Source organism: Pedobacter ginsenosidimutans (genome assembly GCF_001442625.1).
Taxonomy (GTDB): Bacteria; Bacteroidota; Bacteroidia; order Sphingobacteriales; family Sphingobacteriaceae; genus Pedobacter; species Pedobacter ginsenosidimutans.
Genome location: NZ_LMZQ01000007.1, coordinates 171,356 through 190,182 on the forward strand (window position 1 = coordinate 171,356; position 18,827 = coordinate 190,182).

General features: G+C 35.1%; 17 protein-coding genes. All 17 read left to right on the top strand.

Annotated features, from left to right (window positions below; all coding sequences use genetic code 11):
• The first annotated feature begins 72 nt into the window (after positions 1 to 72).
• The 17 genes from ASU31_RS12600 (at position 73) to ASU31_RS12680 (ending at position 18,803) form a co-directional block, all read left to right on the top strand.
• Positions 73 to 885, top strand: a complete 813-nt coding sequence (locus ASU31_RS12600; RefSeq protein WP_057932652.1) for a polysaccharide biosynthesis/export family protein — start codon at positions 73 to 75, stop codon at positions 883 to 885.
• Positions 885 to 3,284: a GumC family protein gene (locus ASU31_RS12605; RefSeq protein WP_057932653.1), complete on the top strand. Its 2,400-nt coding sequence runs from the start codon at positions 885 to 887 to the stop codon at positions 3,282 to 3,284. Before ASU31_RS12600 ends, ASU31_RS12605 begins: the two co-directional genes overlap by 1 nt.
• Before the next feature lie 102 nt (positions 3,285 to 3,386).
• Positions 3,387 to 3,890, top strand: a complete 504-nt coding sequence (locus tag ASU31_RS12610) for a UpxY family transcription antiterminator (protein ID WP_057932654.1) — start codon at positions 3,387 to 3,389, stop codon at positions 3,888 to 3,890.
• Between the two features lie 171 nt (positions 3,891 to 4,061).
• Positions 4,062 to 5,876 carry an asparagine synthase (glutamine-hydrolyzing) gene (asnB, locus tag ASU31_RS12615; protein WP_083505355.1) on the top strand — a complete coding sequence of 605 codons (1,815 nt, stop codon included), beginning with the start codon at positions 4,062 to 4,064 and terminating at the stop codon, positions 5,874 to 5,876.
• Positions 5,877 to 6,049: 173 nt separating this feature from the next.
• Complete coding sequence (locus tag ASU31_RS12620) at positions 6,050 to 7,018, top strand: glycosyltransferase family 4 protein (RefSeq protein WP_157257989.1); 969 nt, start codon at positions 6,050 to 6,052, stop codon at positions 7,016 to 7,018.
• Positions 7,019 to 7,044: 26 nt separating this feature from the next.
• Positions 7,045 to 7,899 carry an ABC transporter permease gene (locus tag ASU31_RS12625; protein WP_057932657.1) on the top strand — a complete coding sequence of 285 codons (855 nt, stop codon included), beginning with the start codon at positions 7,045 to 7,047 and terminating at the stop codon, positions 7,897 to 7,899.
• Positions 7,900 to 7,957: 58 nt separating this feature from the next.
• A complete protein-coding gene (locus ASU31_RS27940) occupies positions 7,958 to 9,247 on the top strand; it encodes an ABC transporter ATP-binding protein (RefSeq protein WP_057932658.1) in 1,290 nt (429 codons plus the stop codon).
• 18 nt (positions 9,248 to 9,265) lie between these two features.
• A complete protein-coding gene (locus tag ASU31_RS12635) occupies positions 9,266 to 10,105 on the top strand; it encodes a class I SAM-dependent methyltransferase (protein ID WP_057932659.1) in 840 nt (279 codons plus the stop codon).
• A gap of 20 nt (positions 10,106 to 10,125) precedes the next feature.
• Positions 10,126 to 10,911 (top strand): DUF5672 family protein, encoded by a 786-nt coding sequence (locus tag ASU31_RS12640; RefSeq protein WP_057932660.1) that lies wholly within the window; start codon positions 10,126 to 10,128, stop codon positions 10,909 to 10,911.
• 2 nt (positions 10,912 to 10,913) lie between these two features.
• On the top strand, positions 10,914 to 12,065 hold the full coding sequence (locus ASU31_RS12645) for a glycosyltransferase family protein (RefSeq protein ID WP_057932661.1): 1,152 nt from the start codon (positions 10,914 to 10,916) through the stop codon (positions 12,063 to 12,065).
• Between the two features lie 29 nt (positions 12,066 to 12,094).
• Positions 12,095 to 12,970, top strand: a complete 876-nt coding sequence (locus ASU31_RS12650; protein WP_057932662.1) for an FkbM family methyltransferase — start codon at positions 12,095 to 12,097, stop codon at positions 12,968 to 12,970.
• 1 nt (position 12,971) lies between these two features.
• Complete coding sequence (locus tag ASU31_RS12655) at positions 12,972 to 13,898, top strand: glycosyltransferase family 2 protein (RefSeq protein ID WP_057932663.1); 927 nt, start codon at positions 12,972 to 12,974, stop codon at positions 13,896 to 13,898.
• 4 nt (positions 13,899 to 13,902) lie between these two features.
• A complete protein-coding gene (locus ASU31_RS12660) occupies positions 13,903 to 15,015 on the top strand; it encodes an acyltransferase family protein (RefSeq protein WP_057932664.1) in 1,113 nt (370 codons plus the stop codon).
• Between the two features lie 2 nt (positions 15,016 to 15,017).
• Positions 15,018 to 16,226, top strand: coding sequence for a glycosyltransferase family 4 protein (locus ASU31_RS12665; RefSeq protein WP_057932665.1), 1,209 nt, complete (start codon positions 15,018 to 15,020; stop codon positions 16,224 to 16,226).
• Positions 16,223 to 17,140: a glycosyltransferase gene (locus tag ASU31_RS12670; RefSeq protein WP_057932666.1), complete on the top strand. Its 918-nt coding sequence runs from the start codon at positions 16,223 to 16,225 to the stop codon at positions 17,138 to 17,140. Before ASU31_RS12665 ends, ASU31_RS12670 begins: the two co-directional genes overlap by 4 nt.
• A gap of 107 nt (positions 17,141 to 17,247) precedes the next feature.
• A complete protein-coding gene (locus ASU31_RS12675; protein ID WP_157257990.1) occupies positions 17,248 to 18,078 on the top strand; it encodes a glycosyl transferase in 831 nt (276 codons plus the stop codon).
• A gap of 2 nt (positions 18,079 to 18,080) precedes the next feature.
• Positions 18,081 to 18,803 carry an FkbM family methyltransferase gene (locus tag ASU31_RS12680; RefSeq protein ID WP_057932668.1) on the top strand — a complete coding sequence of 241 codons (723 nt, stop codon included), beginning with the start codon at positions 18,081 to 18,083 and terminating at the stop codon, positions 18,801 to 18,803.
• Positions 18,804 to 18,827: the final 24 nt, after the last annotated feature.

The window sequence follows — 18,827 nt, forward strand, 5'->3', positions numbered from 1 at the left end:
TTAAGCATCTTTAAACAGTATTTTTGTATTTACCTACACATCCCATTTAGCTAGTATATCTTTCTAATAATTATGATTCAAAAACACCCCATTTTTAAATTCAATCTTTTTTTATTTACGTCGATCATACTGTTCAGCTGCTCAGTCCGCAAGCAACATAGCTTATTCAATGCACCCAGTGATATCGTTACAGATACAATTAAACAGGTTTATGTTGTTAACGATCAAGGCATAAGCGATGCTTACTATAAAATCAAGATTAGCGATCAATTAGCAATAAGAAACGTGCAGAACCCCGAATTTGGCGCTACTGCATCTGGCAGTTCCAGTACCCTATCGAATACCACGTCAGGAACTTCGCAAAATATTCTCTCTTATCCGGTAGAGCCTGATGGCATGGTTAATCTACCTGCCATTGGAAAAGTAGAAGTTGTGGGTTTAACTAGAAGAGAGGCCACCATAAAGATTCAGGATAGTTATAAACAAAAGCTACTCAAGGATCCGATTATTGAGTTAACCATTGTTAACTTAAAGGTTACTTTATTGGGCGAATTTGGCAAACAGGGTAATTTTTTATTGGAAAAAGACAATACCAGTTTAATCGAAATCATAGGTGAGGCAAGTGGTATCACCAAAACTGCAGACCCTAAAACTTTAAAAATTATTAGAGGCGACCGCAGCCACCCTGAAATTATCTATGTAAACTTAACTGACATTAATAGTCTGGCGAGCAAAAAACTAATTCTGCAGAATAACGATATTATTGTACTGCAACCCACCAAAGGCTCTGCATTAAGTGAAAAACTTCAGAGTTTTAATAACATTGTACAGCCTTTACTTGTTGTAGTTAACCTTGCCGTATTAATTTTTACCGTAACACGCTAATGGAAAAAGCAGAAGATTTAGAAGTTAAGGCTGTTAGTCAACAAATTGATTTTTATAAAATATTCAGGGTATTTTGGAGCAGGTGGTATTGGATAGCTGGCTGTATCGCAATTGCAATAGTTGTTGCCAAGATAAAAGTGCTTTATACGCAACCTATCTATCAAACCGGAGCTTCTCTTAAACTTCAGGATAGTAACCCGAGCGTGAGCACCAATAACCAAATGCCAACGCAGGTGTATAATTACACTGATAAAATCCAGGCAGAAAGTTTTGTGATCCGCAGTAATGATGTTGTACTCAATGCCATAGCTCATCTTGATTATAAAATCTCTTATTATTTGAAGGGCCGTATCCGTACTACCGAACTCTATCCAAATATTCCTTTTCAGATCGAAATTATACAACAAGATTCAGTTAATTTTAGTCGGGGTTTATATAATATCGAAGCTATAGATAATAAAAGCTTTAGCATTAGCGATCCCAATAACGAAAAAGCCAAGCAGACCGTACACCGTTATGGAGAGGTACTCAATATGGGTAATATGCAATTCCGCATTAAATCTATTGTTCCAAAAGGTGATTATAGTTTTAAATTTAATACCAAAGAAGATTTTATCGGGCGGGCCATGGGTTTAAGTGTAGCAGAGGCTGCGCGTTTCACCAACGTAATGAGTTTAAGTTTAACGGATGGAAATCCTGTTTTTGCTGCAGATATGCTCAACGCCATTATGAAAGAGTATGTGCGCTACGATCTGATCCAGAGGCAACGTTCAGCTAAACAGACTGTGCAATTTATCGATACACAATTAGGCTTTATCAATACTGAGGCTGGCAAATCTGGTAATACCCTGGCCAATTATAAAACTAAAAACAAGATGGTTGATCTCGGATCTGCCACCACTACAACAATCGGTAAATTGTCAGATTTCGAAAAACAAAAAACAGAACTCAACATTAAACAACTGGCCATTAAACAACTGGAAGACCAGGTAAACAACAACCGCTCGAAGATAGAAATCGGTTTAGATATAGAAGGTGATTTAAATAGCGGACTGGGGGCCTTGGTTACTCAGCTCAATACCTTATTAGCCAACAGAATACTCAAACTCAATCAGTTTAATGCAGACTCGCAACCCGTAAAACAAATAGACCAACAGATTGCCAATGTAAAAGCGAGCATAAGAAGCAATGTACAAGCCATGCGCAGGAATAACGAACAGACCATTCGTTATATCGACAGCCAAATCTCAGGCGTTAACCAAAACATCAGTACCATTCCGGCTAAAGAACAAAACTTTGTAAAACTCAGTACTAACTTTGAGGTAAATAACAAGGTGCGTTCTTATTTATCAGAGAAAAAATTAGAAGCCGAAATGAATGCTGCCGCCACAGTTTCTGGCGCGGCCATCGTCAATTTAGCTTACCCTTCCTACTACTCTATTTCTGCAAATTCGAATAAGGTTTATACCGTTGCCATTTTATTTGGCTTAGGCGCTGGCATGGGTTTGATCCTATTGGTTAGGTTTTTAAATCCTTACATCTACGATAAGGAAACCGTAGAAGGATTAACGAATACTCCTATCATCGGGGTAATACGCAAATTCCCCGATTATATAGATCAGGATAACCGTCAGGCCTTATCTATTGCTAAACCCAAATCAGTTTTTGCCGAATCGGTTAGGTCCGTACGCACCAATTTGAGCTTTTTAGCCAGCCATAAAAAAAGCAAGGTGATCTGCATTACCTCGGAGATATCGGGCGAGGGCAAATCATTTGTCACCGTAAACCTGGCTGGAACGCTAGCGCTAATTGAGAAAAAAGTAATCTTAATTGCTGCCGATCTACGTAAATCGAGGTTACACAAAGTTTTTGGAAGCGATAACCGTAGAGGCCTGAGTTCTGTTTTATCCGGACAGCACAAATTGGAAGATGTGCTCATACATGATGAAGTACACCATATCGACTTTATTCCTTCAGGCCCTGTACCACCTAATCCTTCTGAGCTTTTGCATACCGCCGCCATGCGCGATTTATTGAAAACGCTGGAAAAAGAATATGATTATGTTTTGGTCGATACCGCACCAGTAGGACTGGTTTCGGATGCCATTCCATTGATCAGAAATTCGGATGTCAATCTATTTGTCATCCGCTCAGGCGTTTCGCAAACGCGGGCAGCTGCTATACCCGAAAGGTTATCGCGGGAGTATGGATTGAGCAATATGGCTATTGTGTTGAATGCATTTGGTGATGATGCCCTTTATTCGAATTATTATACTACTGATTATAGCCGAGGTGGTGGCAACAGCACCTATTATTATTCTGATTATTCGGGCTACTCGGGCTCGGGCTATTATGATGATGAGAACCGGAAATGGTGGATGTTTTGGAAAAAGAAATAGGATTAATCGGTTAACTGTTTAAATTGGTTAACTGTATGTAACTGATGAAAGAAAGGCGTGGAAAGATACATGTGGGTTTAATTGTTGAAATTAATTAGCTTAATGATTGATCAAAATTACAGGTGGTATCCGGTATGTACGCGTTCGAGGGCTGAGAAAAAGGCGCATGAGGAGTTAACGAGAAAGGGTATTTCTTCTTATCTCCCGCTAAAAAAGACGGTTAAACAATGGAGCGACCGTAAAAAAATAGTTGAAGAGGCTTTGGTTAAGTCTTATCTGTTTGTGTATATTTCGGCCAAAGAATACGCTGAAGTTTTGATGACCAACGGCATTGCCCGGTTTATCTATTTCTCCAGCCAAATAGCGTCTATACCCGAACAACAAATTAACGATCTTAAACTTCTGCTCGCTACTGATGCAGATCTTGAGGTTTTTGAGTACGACATCAAACCTGGTGAACGGGTGTTGATTAAAGCAGGTCCATTTAAAGGGATCCTGGCCGAACTGGTATCGATACAGAATAAACAACGTATTATTTTACGTTTACAAAATATGGGCTATGCGATTGAAATTAACACTTCAGTTGCGTTTGTAGAACCGATTTAGAACTGGATGATGCGTGAGGGATTAGATTAGTCCTTAATTAAATAGAGCTGATGTTTTAAACTCAGCAGCTTATAAAAAGCAAATATCAGTCCGTTTTTGAAAATAAAATGTGACTGAGGGGGCGAAGCTGTGCCCAGCCCAGAAATATCAAATGACCATTACCTTTTACAGATGTGCCGCATTGCGGGAATTATAGATTGCAGCAGACCAATGGATCTGCTTCAGACAGAAGTTAAAGGCATGTGCACGCTAATGGCTCATGGTGGTCCTGATGATGAAGGTTTTTACGTCAATGCCAGCGATGGAATTGTAATGGGCCATAGGCGTCTTGCACTGATCGATTTATCTCCTAAAGGACATCAGCCCATGTTTTATCGCAATGGAAAACTGGTTATTTCTTTTAATGGTGAGATCTATAATTATCTGCTGTTGAAAAAAGAACTTCAAAACCTTGGCTTTCAGTTTAAGACCGAGAGTGATACCGAAGTTATTTTAGCCAGCTATGCCGCATGGGGAGTTGAGAGTTTCGACAAGCTTAAAGGCATGTTTGCTTTTTGTTTATATGATACTGATCTACAGCATAGTTACCTGGTGCGCGACCCATCGGGCATTAAACCTTTATATTTCCGTGCTATCGAAAAACATCTGGTTTTTTCCTCGGAAGTTAAAGCCTTTACTGAGACCGGTTATATTTATAATGAACAGCCTGATTGGAAAATCCTTTTTCTGGCTTTTGGCCACTTACCTGAACCTTACACCACCTTTAGCGAGGTGATGATGTTAGCTAAAGGACATTATCTGATCTGGCAACATCAATCGGATACCTTCGAGATCAAAAATTATGTCCAACAGCACTCTATAAAGGAAATCACGGATTACCAAGAGGCTAAAAATGCTGTACAGCAAAGTTTATACGCATCAGTTAAAAAGCATCTTTTATCTGACGCCAAAATCGGTGTTTTCTTAAGTGGGGGGATCGACAGTAGTATTCTGACATTGCTTGCTGATAAAATTTTAACCGGGACTACTGAGTTGAACAAGCTCAATACCGTATCGATCAATTTTGAAGAAACAGCATTTTCAGAGAAAGTTTTCCAGGATATTGTTGCTCAACAGCTCCATGGAAATCATTCGGAATATACCATCACGCCAGCGCTCTTCTCCGAACATTTCCCCGCGGCCTTAAAAGCCATGGATCAACCCACAAGTGATGGCATTAATTCGTGGTTCGTTAATTATTTTGCTAAAGAAAACGGCTTAAAAGCTGTTTTATCTGGCATTGGTGCAGATGAACTGTTTGGAGGCTATCCTTCTTTTAAACGGATGGGATGGGTTAGACATTTGAAGAGACTGCCTCAGTTTGTTCTCAGAAAAAGCCTGCGCTTAAAAAAACCTTCGTTAAAACGTTCTTATTATTTAAGTTACCGTAATACAGTTGGTGAGTATCTTTTCTTAAGGGGTATATTCACTCCTGACGAAATCTCCGGATTGTTATTGTGCTCAATTGCAGAGGTTGACCAGGTACTTCAAAGTGCATTGATAGCCCCTCTTCCCAGTCATTTAAAAGATGGCGAAAGAGCCAGTTGGTTAGAATGTAACCTGTACATGCAAAACCAATTGCTTAAAGATACAGATACTATGAGCATGCAACACGGTGTAGAGGTTAGGGTTCCTTTTTTAGATCAGGATTTACTTGCAACTCTTGCCGCAACAGATTATAAATTAAAATTTGACGGTGATCGGCCAAAATCGCTTTTGATTGAAGCCTTTTCGGCAATACTTCCCAAGGTAATCTGGGACCGCAATAAAATGGGCTTTACCTTTCCTTTTCAGGATTGGTTGAAAAAGGATGAACATTTTCTCCATTCAATAAAAACAGGAGAGAATACATTTGCTTCAGGAATGCTTGATGATTTTAGGCGGGGGGATCTGCACTGGAGCAAAGTGATGGCACTTTATCAGGTATTCACAGGGTTTAGGGTTTAGGGTTTAGGGTTTAGGGTTTAGGGAAAACAAATTTGAAAAGAAAAAAAGTTCTATTTCTTACTTTACATACTTTCAGTTTAACGGGAGGGATAGAAAAGGTGAGCAAAACTTTTGCGAAGACCCTTGATGATTTGAAAGCCACCCAGCAAATCCAGTCTTACCAGGTATTATCGATGTATGATGATCAACCCGATCTGGCTTATATAGCAAAAAATTCATTTAAAGGATTTCATGGCAAAAAAACAACTTTTGGTGTAACGGCTGTCAAAGAAGGATTAAAAGCAGATGTAGTTATTTTAAGTCACGTGCATTTATTACTTTTTGCCCGGATCATCAAAACATTGAAGCCAGGTGTTCGTATCGTACTCTTTGCTCATGGAATAGAAATCTGGAATGCCTTAGCAGGCTGGAAAAAACAGATGCTTAATAAAATTGAGATCTGGGCGGTAAGCCGATATACGGCGGATCAGATTATACATCATCATGGAATAGCTGCGAGCAAGATCAAGGTATTAAATAATTGTTTAGACCCCTATTTTAAACTAGTCGAACCAGTTCCAAAACCTGCTATTCTCCTCGCAAAATATGGTCTTAATAGCAATCAAAAAGTACTATTAAGTGTTTGCCGTTTATCTTCATCAGAACAATATAAAGGATACGATCTGGTGATCGAATGCTTAGCGCAAATCATTAAGGTTCATCCGGATTTGGTTTACCTGTTGGTTGGAAAAGCAGATCTGGCAGAATTAGCGCGTATTCAAAAGCTCATAACTCAATCTAAACTTCAAAAAAATGTGGTACTTACGAACTTTGTCCCTGATGATGAACTTGCTTTACATTATCAATTGGCAGATGTATTTGTAATGCCAAGCAAGGCAGAGGGATTTGGACTCGTTTTTATTGAAGCTGCTGCTTACGGCTGTACTGTACTCGGTGGTAATGCCGACGGCAGTAGGGATGCCCTGATGGATGGCGAACTGGGCACCCTGCTTGCCCCAAATGATACTGGAGCAATTGGTGAAGCGCTTATTGCTGCTTTACAAAAAGAAAGACATGATGCAAAAGCGATCCAAAAGCTATGTTTTGAAACATTTGGATACGGACGGTACCAAGAAAAAGTATTGAATTTACTATCCGTATGAGGCGATACAGATGAATAAAAACAACCATGCATAACGAAGAACATACCTGGACCATTGAGGCTAAAGCTTCTTTATTCGATTTAAAGCTTAACGAAGTCTGGGCGTACCGTGATCTGCTTTGGTTATTGGTTCGGCGAGATTTTGTTTCCTTTTATAAACAGACCATATTAGGCCCATTGTGGTTTTTCATTCAACCCCTATTTACCACGATCATCTTTACCTTTATTTTCGGGAATTTAGCGGGCATATCTACTGATGGCCTGCCTAAGCCACTTTTTTATATGGCGGGCATTACTGCCTGGAACTATTTCGCAGATTGTTTAACCAAAACATCAACTGTTTTTAGGGATAATGCCGCGATTTTTGGAAAAGTCTATTTCCCCCGTTTAATTATGCCACTGAGTATAGTGGTGAGTAACCTGGTACGCTTTGGCGTACAGATGATCCTTTTCCTGATCATGTTTATTTATTATTATTTAGCTGATGCAAGTTTTCAGCCTTCGTGGGCCATTACACTGGTTCCAATTGTGGTAATTTTAATGGCCTTATTGGGCCTGGGCACCGGGATGATTATTTCGGCTATGACCACAAAATACCGTGACCTCGCATTTTTGGTAGGATTTGGTGTACAATTATTGATGTATGCCACCACCGTAATATATCCCCTCTCTACTGCAATAGAGAAATATCCAAAATATGCCTGGATCATTAAATATAATCCGATGACCCCTATTATTGAAACCTTTCGGTACGGATTTCTGGGCGAAGGGAGTTTTACCTGGGGAAGTTTGTGTTATGCTACTGGCGTTACACTCGCATTATTGGTTTTTGGAATAGTGATTTTCAATAAGGTAGAACGGAATTTTGTTGACACGGTTTAGATCGGAAATGTGAAAGGTAAGATGGATAATGTAGGATTAGACTTAAGGATATTTTAATATGTCGAACATAGCCATAAAAGTAGAAAACTTAAGCAAGGCTTATCAATTAGGGCAGATCGGCACTGGCACAATCAGCCGGGATCTGGAGCGCTGGTATGCCCGGACCCGTGGTAAAGAGGATCCGTTTTTACGCATTGGAGAAAGCAACAATCAAAACACCAAAAGCGAAAGCAATATCGTTTGGAGCTTAAAGGATATCAACTTTGAAATTGAGCAAGGCGATGCTGTTGGGATCATTGGCCGCAATGGCGCCGGCAAAAGCACTCTGCTGAAAATACTGAGTAAAGTTACTGCACCTACTACAGGCAAAATCAGCGGCAAGGGTAGAATAGCCAGTTTATTAGAAGTGGGCACAGGCTTTCATCCTGAACTTTCTGGCAGAGAAAACATCTTTCTGAACGGCGCCATTCTTGGCATGCGAAAAAAAGAAATCCAGCGCAAACTGGAAGAAATTGTAGACTTTGCTGGGATAGAACGCTATTTGGATACTCCTGTTAAACGATACTCATCCGGGATGTATGTGCGCTTGGCTTTTGCTGTTGCTGCGCACCTGGAATCAGAAATTTTAATTGTAGATGAGGTATTGGCAGTGGGTGATGCGGAGTTCCAGAAAAAGTGTTTGGGCAAGATGGGTGAAGTAAGTAAGGGAGAGGGAAGAACGGTGTTGTTTGTTAGCCATAATATGCAAAGTATTATTAATCTATGCAATAATTCTATTTTGTTACAAAATGGTTCGATAAAAGCACTAGGTAATACTCACGAGATTGTTTTGCAATATCAAACAAATAGTCAATCAATCGAGTCTGAAAAAACATGGCCTGACACAGCTGCTCCGGGTAATGACATAGTTAAATTAACCGCTATCAAAACATTCGACAAGAACTATATTTCTAAAAAAAGTTATGATGTAATAGATGAAATCGGAATCATGTTGGAATACGTAGTATTGAAGCCCAACTTTCAACTGTGGACGGGGTTAAATATTCATGATGACATGGGAAACAATCTATTTGACACACATAATATTACGTCAAAATTATATAATTCGATACATTCGACTGGTAGATATCAAACGATCGCATGGATACCAAAGAACTTTTTGAATGAAGGATCCATATCGATCAGTGTAGCTATATTTAATCATCAGCTACACGAAATACACCTACATATAAAAGATATTATAAAAATAAATATTGTTGATCATTTAACTACCAATACTTTAACGGCGAGAGGTTTATCACAGGGAAAATTCCCAGGATTAATAAGACCCCTGATACAATGGGAATAAAAACAAAGATTTAAAACGATGCTAAATAGCAATCAAAAATTAAAATTTACTGGTGAAAGGCTAACTACACTGCTTGAAGACGGAATAATGGTTGAGCATCTGCATCGGTACGCAATAGCTGAATCTTTCATACAAGATAAAGTCGTACTTGATATAGCTAGTGGAGAAGGTTATGGGGCATATTTAATGTCAAAATTTGCCAAAAATGTTGTTGGTGTTGACATTTCCGAAGAGGCGGTCACACACTCTAACGCTAAATACAAATCTAATAAATTGGTTTATAAGGTTGGATCTACTTCAAATATTCCATTAGAAGATCTATCTATGGATGTTATAGTGAGTTTCGAAACAATTGAACATCATGACAAACATTTAGAAATGCTTCAAGAATTTAAAAGGGTTCTAAAAAAGGATGGCTTACTCATTATTTCCTCACCAGATAAGCTATATTATAGCGATATCCCCCATTATAGGAATCCATTCCACGTAAAAGAGCTTTATGAACAAGAGTTTGTTAATCTTATTAAAGGTTTTTTCACCAAAACTATATTTTTAAATCAAAGATGTGTTTCTGGATCATTAATAGTTAAGCAAGACATCGGTAGCGATTTGATTCAATATGAAGGAGATTATAAATCTATAAATTATAATTTACCATTTACGCATACTTATAATATTGCACTAGCTTCCGATACCGAAATAAAAAATATAACCTCGAGCATTTTTGAATCGAATCTCTATTATGAATATTTAAAAGGCCAACACATTGTTGATAAATACATTAATTCCACAACTTGGAAAGTAGGACGGGTCATCCTTTTCCCTTTTTTTTTAATAAAAAAAATTTTAAACTTTTAAGAAATTATTGAGGAAATACTTTGAAAGTAGTAATAGCGATTCCAGTATATAAAAGTAGGCCATCAGATATTGAAATCAAATCATTACGCCAAGTTTTTAAAATACTTGGTATGTATCCTATATCTCTGTTTACTTTTAAAGAGTGTAATCTAAATGCCTACCAAGTTGTTTTAAAAGATTTTACTTATTCTGTCATCTATTTTGATAAAAAATATTTTCAAAATATTGCTGGCTATAATAAATTGCTAATTAGCCGAATCTTTTATAAGACATTTAACAAATATGACTTCCTACTAATTTATCAGTTAGATTGTTGGATTTTTAAAAATGAAATAGAATATTGGTGTAATAAGAACTATGACTATGTAGGCGCTCCATGGTTTACTAAAAAAAATGACGCTTTAATATTTGAAGGAGTAGGTAACGGAGGGTTATCTTTGAGAAAAATATCGAGTCATTTAAGAGTTTTAAACACATTTTCATATATTAAAAAACCTGGGTATTTTATATATATCTTAATGAAAAAGTTATCGTTTAAATCTATAATCGAAACAATAATCGGGCTTACTTTTAGCAATAACACCCTCTTTATCTTCAATAATTTCGAGCAAAACGAGGATAGATTTTGGGGCATATTTGCATGCAAGAACTTTAAATGGTTCAGAGTTCCAGATCAGGAAATTGCATTGAAATTTTCAATAGAAACTTATCCCTCAAAATTTATAAAAAAAACAGAAGATCTTCCGTTTGGGTGTCATGCATGGAATAAGTATGAGCTTGATTTTTGGAAAAAATATATTAAATAAAATTGAAAAACATTTATTTTATTTCAGAAAGCACTCCAGGACAAGGATTTGGAAGTTATGTAATTTTTTATCGCCATCTAATTAGATTAAAGCAAAACAACTATAAGGTTCATATCGTTATACCAAATTATAAAAATATATTTGAAGATGATTCATTTATTGCCTTGCAGAAAGAATTTACCGTTTTACTCGTTCCTTTCAGAAAATGGTGGTATCCACCCTATAGATTTAATCATAAATTATTGAGAACATTTAGGTATCTACTCTTATATTTAGGTATCAGAAATTATTTAGTAAAGAACCCCCCCTTTTTCATTCTAACATATTTTTATCTAAACTATTTAAATGGCTTTTCAGTTTTTCTGAAAAAAATTTTTAAATGTAAACTGGGAATATTTCTGCATGACGATAAATATTTACTGGCTGGCCAAACCGAAGAAGTATTTGTTAAATATGATTTATTCCTTACTCAACAATCTAATATTATATGGACTGTTAGCAACAGACTTAAAATTCCAAATTCAGATATACTAAAATACATTACTTTACCACCTATACCAGAAGGTAAAACTGTACGAGAAAAGAAACTATTTACGGATAAGTATTTGAATCCCATAATAGGGTTCTCGGGAACGCTATATCCTAGTTATCTCCCATTACTAAAAATGATTGCGGAACTTGCAAACTTATTTGATGGAAAATTAAAGATAATATCTTCAAGTAAGTTAGATCTGAATGATTATTTCGAAAATAATCGAAACGTTGAAATCATTAATTCATTTAAGAATAATATAGATTCATTAAATTTTCTAGGCGCAACATGTTCTGCTATTTTTTGTGGATATCCAAATGACTTGGATGCCATGCCATGGTTAATTTCAAGCTTTCCTTCAAAATTTGTCGAATATTCTCATACTGGGCTACCAATAATAATTACTAGCGCAGAAGGAACTGCTTTGTCTGACTGGGCCAAATCAAATAACTGGGAGTTGTTTACCTCAGATATTACTTTAAATGGCATCAAATTATTAATAGAAAAAATTGCAGAAAAAAATAGCTGGCAAAGATTAGCAAATCAAACCCATTTACTAGCTGAAAAACAATTTAATCCCGAAATAATTCAGACTGCCTTCGAAAATTCATTTAATTGTTAGGTATCTGATTTAATCTATCAATCTCCGAAATGTTAAAAAATTTATTTAAAAAAATTATACTCAGAAGCTTGGGAAGAACTAGACTCTTTTTTTGGCTCGCAAAAGATGCAACTCAAAAAGAGATTTATAGTTTCAACATTGCGGCAAATACGTTCTCTAAGGCTCAAGAAAAGAGTCTACAACTCAACACCCTTGCTAACTTATTGAAGTCAGGCAATAATCTAAGTCTAAAATATTTACATAACTATTTAGAAAATGGGAATAATTATTACTCCCAATTAGGGCAAGATTGCCTTGTGGATACTATCTTCAATAATAAAGAAAATGGTTTTTTCATTGAAATTGGTGTTGGAGACGGCCAATCACTCTCTAACTCATTTTTTCTAGAAAAAAATAGAGGTTGGAACGGGATATTATGTGAGCCAGCGAAACAATTTAAGGAGTCAATTACTAAAACAAGAACGGCAGTCTTTTCAAACACTCCAATATATAGCCATTCAAATCACACGGTAAATTTCAGCGAAAGCAAAAATGGAGAATTTTCAAGCATTAAACAACGTCTTGATGAAAACTACATAAATAATGAACAACAGGAAGAATACCCGCTTAAAACATTAAGTTTTAACGATTTATGCAGACAGAACAACTGTACAAAAATAGACTATCTTTCAGTCGATACAGAAGGCTCCGAATTTGAAATATTGTCAACAATAAACTTTAGCGAAATAAATATTGGTTGCATTTCGGTAGAGCATAATTTTGATTATAAAAGATATCTAAAAATCAAAAATCTTTTAAATAGCAATAATTTTATAGAAATAGCTAAAGATATCTTTGTTTGGGATTCTATTTTTGTCAATATAGATTACAGTTATGAATTTGACATGAGGCTTTTACAATCGTAATATGAATCTTCCAAGTCTAGAAAAGTACACCTCAAATTTTATTTTAAGAGGCATAAATGTGCCATTAAAGCGCATCAAAAATAACCCTAAAGGTCTACTGAAAGAGTTACCGGAAGTAGATAACCTAAAAACTGGATGGCCCTGGGACGATCAAGTAAATCCAGAAATTTACAGTTATAAAAAACAATGGCCAAAACTTACAATCGTAACACCTTCGTTTAACCAAGGACAATATATTGAAGAGACCATAAGATCAGTACTTTTACAAAATTACCCTAACCTTGAGTACATTATTATCGATGGATGTAGTACCGACAATACAAAAGAAATCTTAGAAAAATATAGCCCTTGGATTAGCTATTGGCAATCTGAAAAAGATAATGGACAAAGTAATGCAATTAACTTAGGCTTTAGTTTAGCAACAGGGAATTATTATGGATGGATCAATAGCGATGATTATTATTTAAAAAATGTCTTTCACTTAGTAAGCGAATCTTTTTTGAAATCTAAGAGCAATTTTATTTATGGCTATGGATATAGTTATGATGAAAATCTAAATCAATATAACCTTATTAAAACAGCTCCATTTTTTGACCTGCTTATTAGAATACCATCACTTCTACAACCGTCTTGTTTCTGGTCATCATCAATCCACCAACCCACATGGGAAGAGTTAAGTTGTGCTCTAGATTACGAATTATGGCTTAGGTTAGTAAAGGGCAACAAACGTAGATTAATAAAAGAACCTCTCGCGGTAGCAAGGATACATGAACAGGCTAAAAGTTACAATCTTTCATTTGAAAAAAAATGGGAGAAGGATCATTTGTTAATCTGCGGTAATGACGCACACGGTTCAGTTCCAACATGGAAATATTTGATTTTCCTAAATAGAATCTACAGACGAATACTTCTTTTAATCAATTATTAATTTAATGGTAAAAGATTCAGCAAAATTAAAATATGTAGACGCTTTAAGGGGGATCGCGGTAATTTGCGTTGTCTTTCATCATACAAAAGAGTTTGTCTCTTCTGGCCCAAATTTATTCTTCAATCAATTGATAAATAAGTCTTTTATTGGTGTACAATTATTTTACATAGTAAGTGCATTTACTTTGTTCCTATCCTATCAAAACAGGAAGCAATATGAAAAACACTACATAGTTAACTTTTTTATTCGACGATTTTTTAGAATAGCGCCAATGTATTACTTAGCAATTTGCTTCTATCTACTTTGGGGTGAAACAAATGAAACTAGATTATGGCTTCAATCAAGCGAACATATTACTATCGGCCATATTCTATCGAATTTTTTTTTCGTACATCAATTGAATCCCTCGTGGATAAATAGTGTTGTGCCAGGAGGTTGGTCCATTTCAATTGAAATGTCGTTTTATTTAATTATACCACTGGTATTTGCTTTTTTTAACAGAATTGACAAATCGATTTTTCTCCTAACTGGTTCCTTTTATATAATGATTGTATTAAATAAAATTTTAAATTATTTCCCACTAACACCCGATATGCATTTGAATGCTGCCTATGCATATTTTTATTTACCCTCACAATTTCCTGTATTTGCCTTTGGTATTATCTTATACCATATAATCAACAATAAAAATCTAGAAAGACCGAATTTAATGTTTCTAATTATTTGTTTGTGTGGGTTAGGATTTACTTTATCTAAATTTATTATTCCAATACATATTACACTTGGTTTTTTAATATTATTATTTTGCCTTCTTATAGAAAAGTATCAGCCTTATATTTTTGTAAACAAGGTTCTCTGCAAAATTGGAGAAGCTAGCTTTGGTATCTACTTATTTCATTATGCAACATTCTATCTACTACGTAAAATATTCATTGACCTTACTTTTTTTCAAAACAGTTATATAAACTACATAATTGTTTTATTCATATGCCTAGCTATTACATACTTAACATCTAAAATATTAAGTATCCTTATCGAAGAGCCATTCATTAAAATAGGTAAAAAACTCATTATCAAAAAGGAGTCTAAAGTAGTGTGCAAATTTCGTAATATCTAATAATGAACATTGGATTGTTGACCCCATATTTTCCAGACCAGAAAACGAAAAACAGTGGTATAGCGAACCATGTCGACATCTTATCAAGAGAATTGGCAGATATGGGTGAAAATATCATTGTTATACACGTTAGGCCAAAATATGATAACGAATTTGACAAATTTGAAAAACAAACTTCCGGTAGAATTACAGTTTTAACATATAAGGTCTGTTTATCGAGTTGGATTATAAAATTATTAAAAAATCATTGGGCTGTTTTGGATTTATTATTAAAGCTCAAAATGATTTTAACTATTGGAGTGAAACTAAATTCAATCAAAAATATTTATCGAATAGATATTTTAGAAACAAGCAGTTATTTTTCTTTATCTATCATACAAGGACTTTTATTTTCATCTCTCCCTATTGTCGTTAGGGTTAGTACAACCTATCTACAAATGCTAAAGGATCATTATCATTTTAAGTCTAGATTGTTATTTTTTTTTGGAAAACTAGAAATTCTAATGATAAATCGCGCTAAAAACCTAGTTACACACGCTTACAATCATGCATTGGAAATAGAAAAGAATTATGGAATATCTGCTAAAAGGTTTACAATAATTCCACATGGAGTTAATTCACCAAAGGAGCGAATTAGTAAAATAGATGAAGAAAAATTAAAAATACTTTATGTTGGAAGGTTAGAGTATAGAAAGGGGTCTGACTTACTTATGGATGCAATTCCAATAATATTGCTAACATGCGATGAAGTTGTTTTTGAGATAGTAGGCTTAGATCCAAACGGTGCCTACGAAGAAACATTTAGGCTAAAAAACAAAAAATGGATCAATGATCGGGTCGTCTTTAGAGGTGAATTAGAAAATGAATCCGTCCAAAAGGCTTATGCTGAATGTGATATATTTGTTGCTCCTTCAAGATATGAATCATTTGGACTTATATATATTGAGGCAATGAGCTTCGGCAAACCAGTTATAGGCTGCAACGTAGGTGGAGTATCAGAAATTATTGTGGACGGATTTAACGGTCTTTTTGCAGAAACTAATGATTCAAAAAGTCTAGCTGAAAAAAATATTAGGTTAATAAAAAATAATTTACTCCGCGAAACAATGGGAAAAAACGCCGAAGAAACTTTTAAAAGAAAATTTAGCAGTAAAAAATTGGCTATAGACTCAATCACATATTACAAAAGCATATTAAAAAATCAGCATTGATAGCCGTCATAATCCCTACTTATAATCCAAAGGATGAGTTTTTAAATGAAACTTTAAACTCTTTAAAGAAACAAAGCCTACATACTTCTTTTTGGGAACTCATAATAGTTGACAACAATTCCTCGCCTAAGGTTGAGGCAGATTTATCATGGCACCCTAATTCCTGTATAGTAAGTGAAGAGAAACAAGGACTCACCCATGCAAGGTTAAAAGGCTTCAGTCAAACAAATTGTGAAATAATAGTCATGGTAGATGATGATAATATTTTAGATGAAAATTATTTAGAAAATTGTCTTTCTATCTTTAACGAATTTCCAAAAATGGGTGCCATTGGTGGTAACATTGAGGGCAAATTTGAAATTATCCCTCCGTATTGGACTAAAGATTTCTTTAGCTTATTAGCGATCCGAAATCTCGGCAAAGAAATTTTGATTGCTAATATTCAGTTAAGAAACAATAATAAAATAGACTATCCACTTTTCTCACCTGTTGGTGCAGGTATGGCCATAAGAAGAATTGCTCTCAATAAATATCTAGAGGAGATACAACGCGACACACAGCTAATTGCTGATAGATCAGGCGACAGCTTAACTTCAAGTGGCGACAATGAAATTGTAATGCAAATTTTTTTAAATGGATTTGATATTGGCTTTTTTCCTAAATTAAGTATGAAACACATTATCCCAACAGAACGGCTAAACAAAATTTATTTAGGAAAACTTAATAAAGCGATTATGCATTCATGGACGCTTTTTCTTATAAAATATAATCAATGTCCATGGAACCGCTTCAACAAAATCACTTTACAGCTTAGAGTAATTAAAGCGTTAATAAAGTATGCTCCATGGAAATCACCCAGTAATTATATAAAATTTAATGGAGTTATTGGACAATTAGAAGCACTTAGTAGTTAAGACTTAAATTCTTGATGTTCCAAAAAATAATTAATATTTTATATCGAAATCCTAAATCGTTATTTAAGACATGGGATCATTTTGGCGGACGGTCAGAATATAATCGCATGTTGAATGCAGAAAGGGAAATGATTAAAGCTTCAAGAAAGCTTGTTATAAAAAAATCATTAACGGATCTAACGACACTTAACGTATCATTTCTAACTGGCACCAAATATTGGCATCAAACCATTTATTGTGCGTACTCATTACAAAAGAATTGTAGTCATCCTATATACTTCACTTTTTATGACGACGGAACTCTCACAGAAAGAGCAATCCAAGATTATAAAAAACAAATACCTAATAGTGAATTTGTATCAATAAGTCAGATTGAACAACAAATCCAAAATATTTTGCCAATAGAAAAATATCCTTATCTAAATCATAAACGAAAAGTATATAAGCATATCAGAAAACTTGTAGATATACACTCTTGGAATAAGGGCTGGCAACTTGTACTTGACTCGGACATGTTATTTTGGAACGAACCAACGGCCCTAATCAGCTGGTTAAAAAACCCAACTAAGCCTTTCTATATTTTAGATGTTCAAAATTCTTATGGCTTCCCAAAAGAGGCAATGGAAAGCTTAGTAGATAAAAATATTGCCGATCGAATAAACGTCGGAATAATTGGCCTTGACAGTCATTCTATAGATTTTGAGAAAATAGAAATATGGGCAAAGAAGTTGGAAGATGATTTTGGAAATAGTTATTATCTAGAGCAGGCACTATCAGCTATGATTATCAATACAGAAACCTCTTCAATTGGATCAGAAGGAGACTACATTGTATACCCAACAGAACAGCAGGTTGATAATCAAGAGGGTATTTTGCATCATTATGTAGATATCTCGAAGAAATGGTATTTCACCAAAGCGTGGAAATATATTAAATAACAATGAACTTATTCAAAATTTTAGGAAAGCTTGTTCCTTTCGCTACCAAACTAGATATCCAGCATAAACTTGGGGTTCCTCATATGTTTTGGAGTATTAGAAATATACAACGCTTAGGTTTTAATCCAAAATACATTATAGATGCCGGGGCTTATAATGGAGAATGGACTAAGGATTGTCTTAAAATTTTCCCAAGAGCTAAAATTCTTATGATCGAAGGCCAGGAATCAAAAAAAGAACAACTAAGTAAATATACTAACAAGAACATCAGCTTAGAGATTGGACTCGTTGGTAAAGAAATTGGGAAGAAGGTAAAATTTATAAATAATGAATCTAATAGCAATATATTTTCTAAATCATCTCCATCAGAATACAATCGTGAGTTAACCACAATTAATTTTCTCGCACAGAAAAATCAATTCCCTCAAATAGACTTTATAAAGCTCGATATACAGGGCTATGAATTAGAAGCGCTTAAAGGAGCTTCAATGTACTTACCCAATATTGAGGTTATTTTAATAGAAGTTTCGTTGATAGATATTGGCAATTCAGGCGTACCACTTATCAAAGAAGTTATTGATTATATGTTCGAGAATAATTTTGTCACATATGATATTTGCAATACCAGAATAAGAAGACCCCTAGATCATGCACTTTGGCAAACAGATCTTATTTTTGTAAGTAAGGATAGTAATCTCTTAAAATCAACAGCCTATAGTAATTAACTTCTATGAATTTAAAGGCAAAAA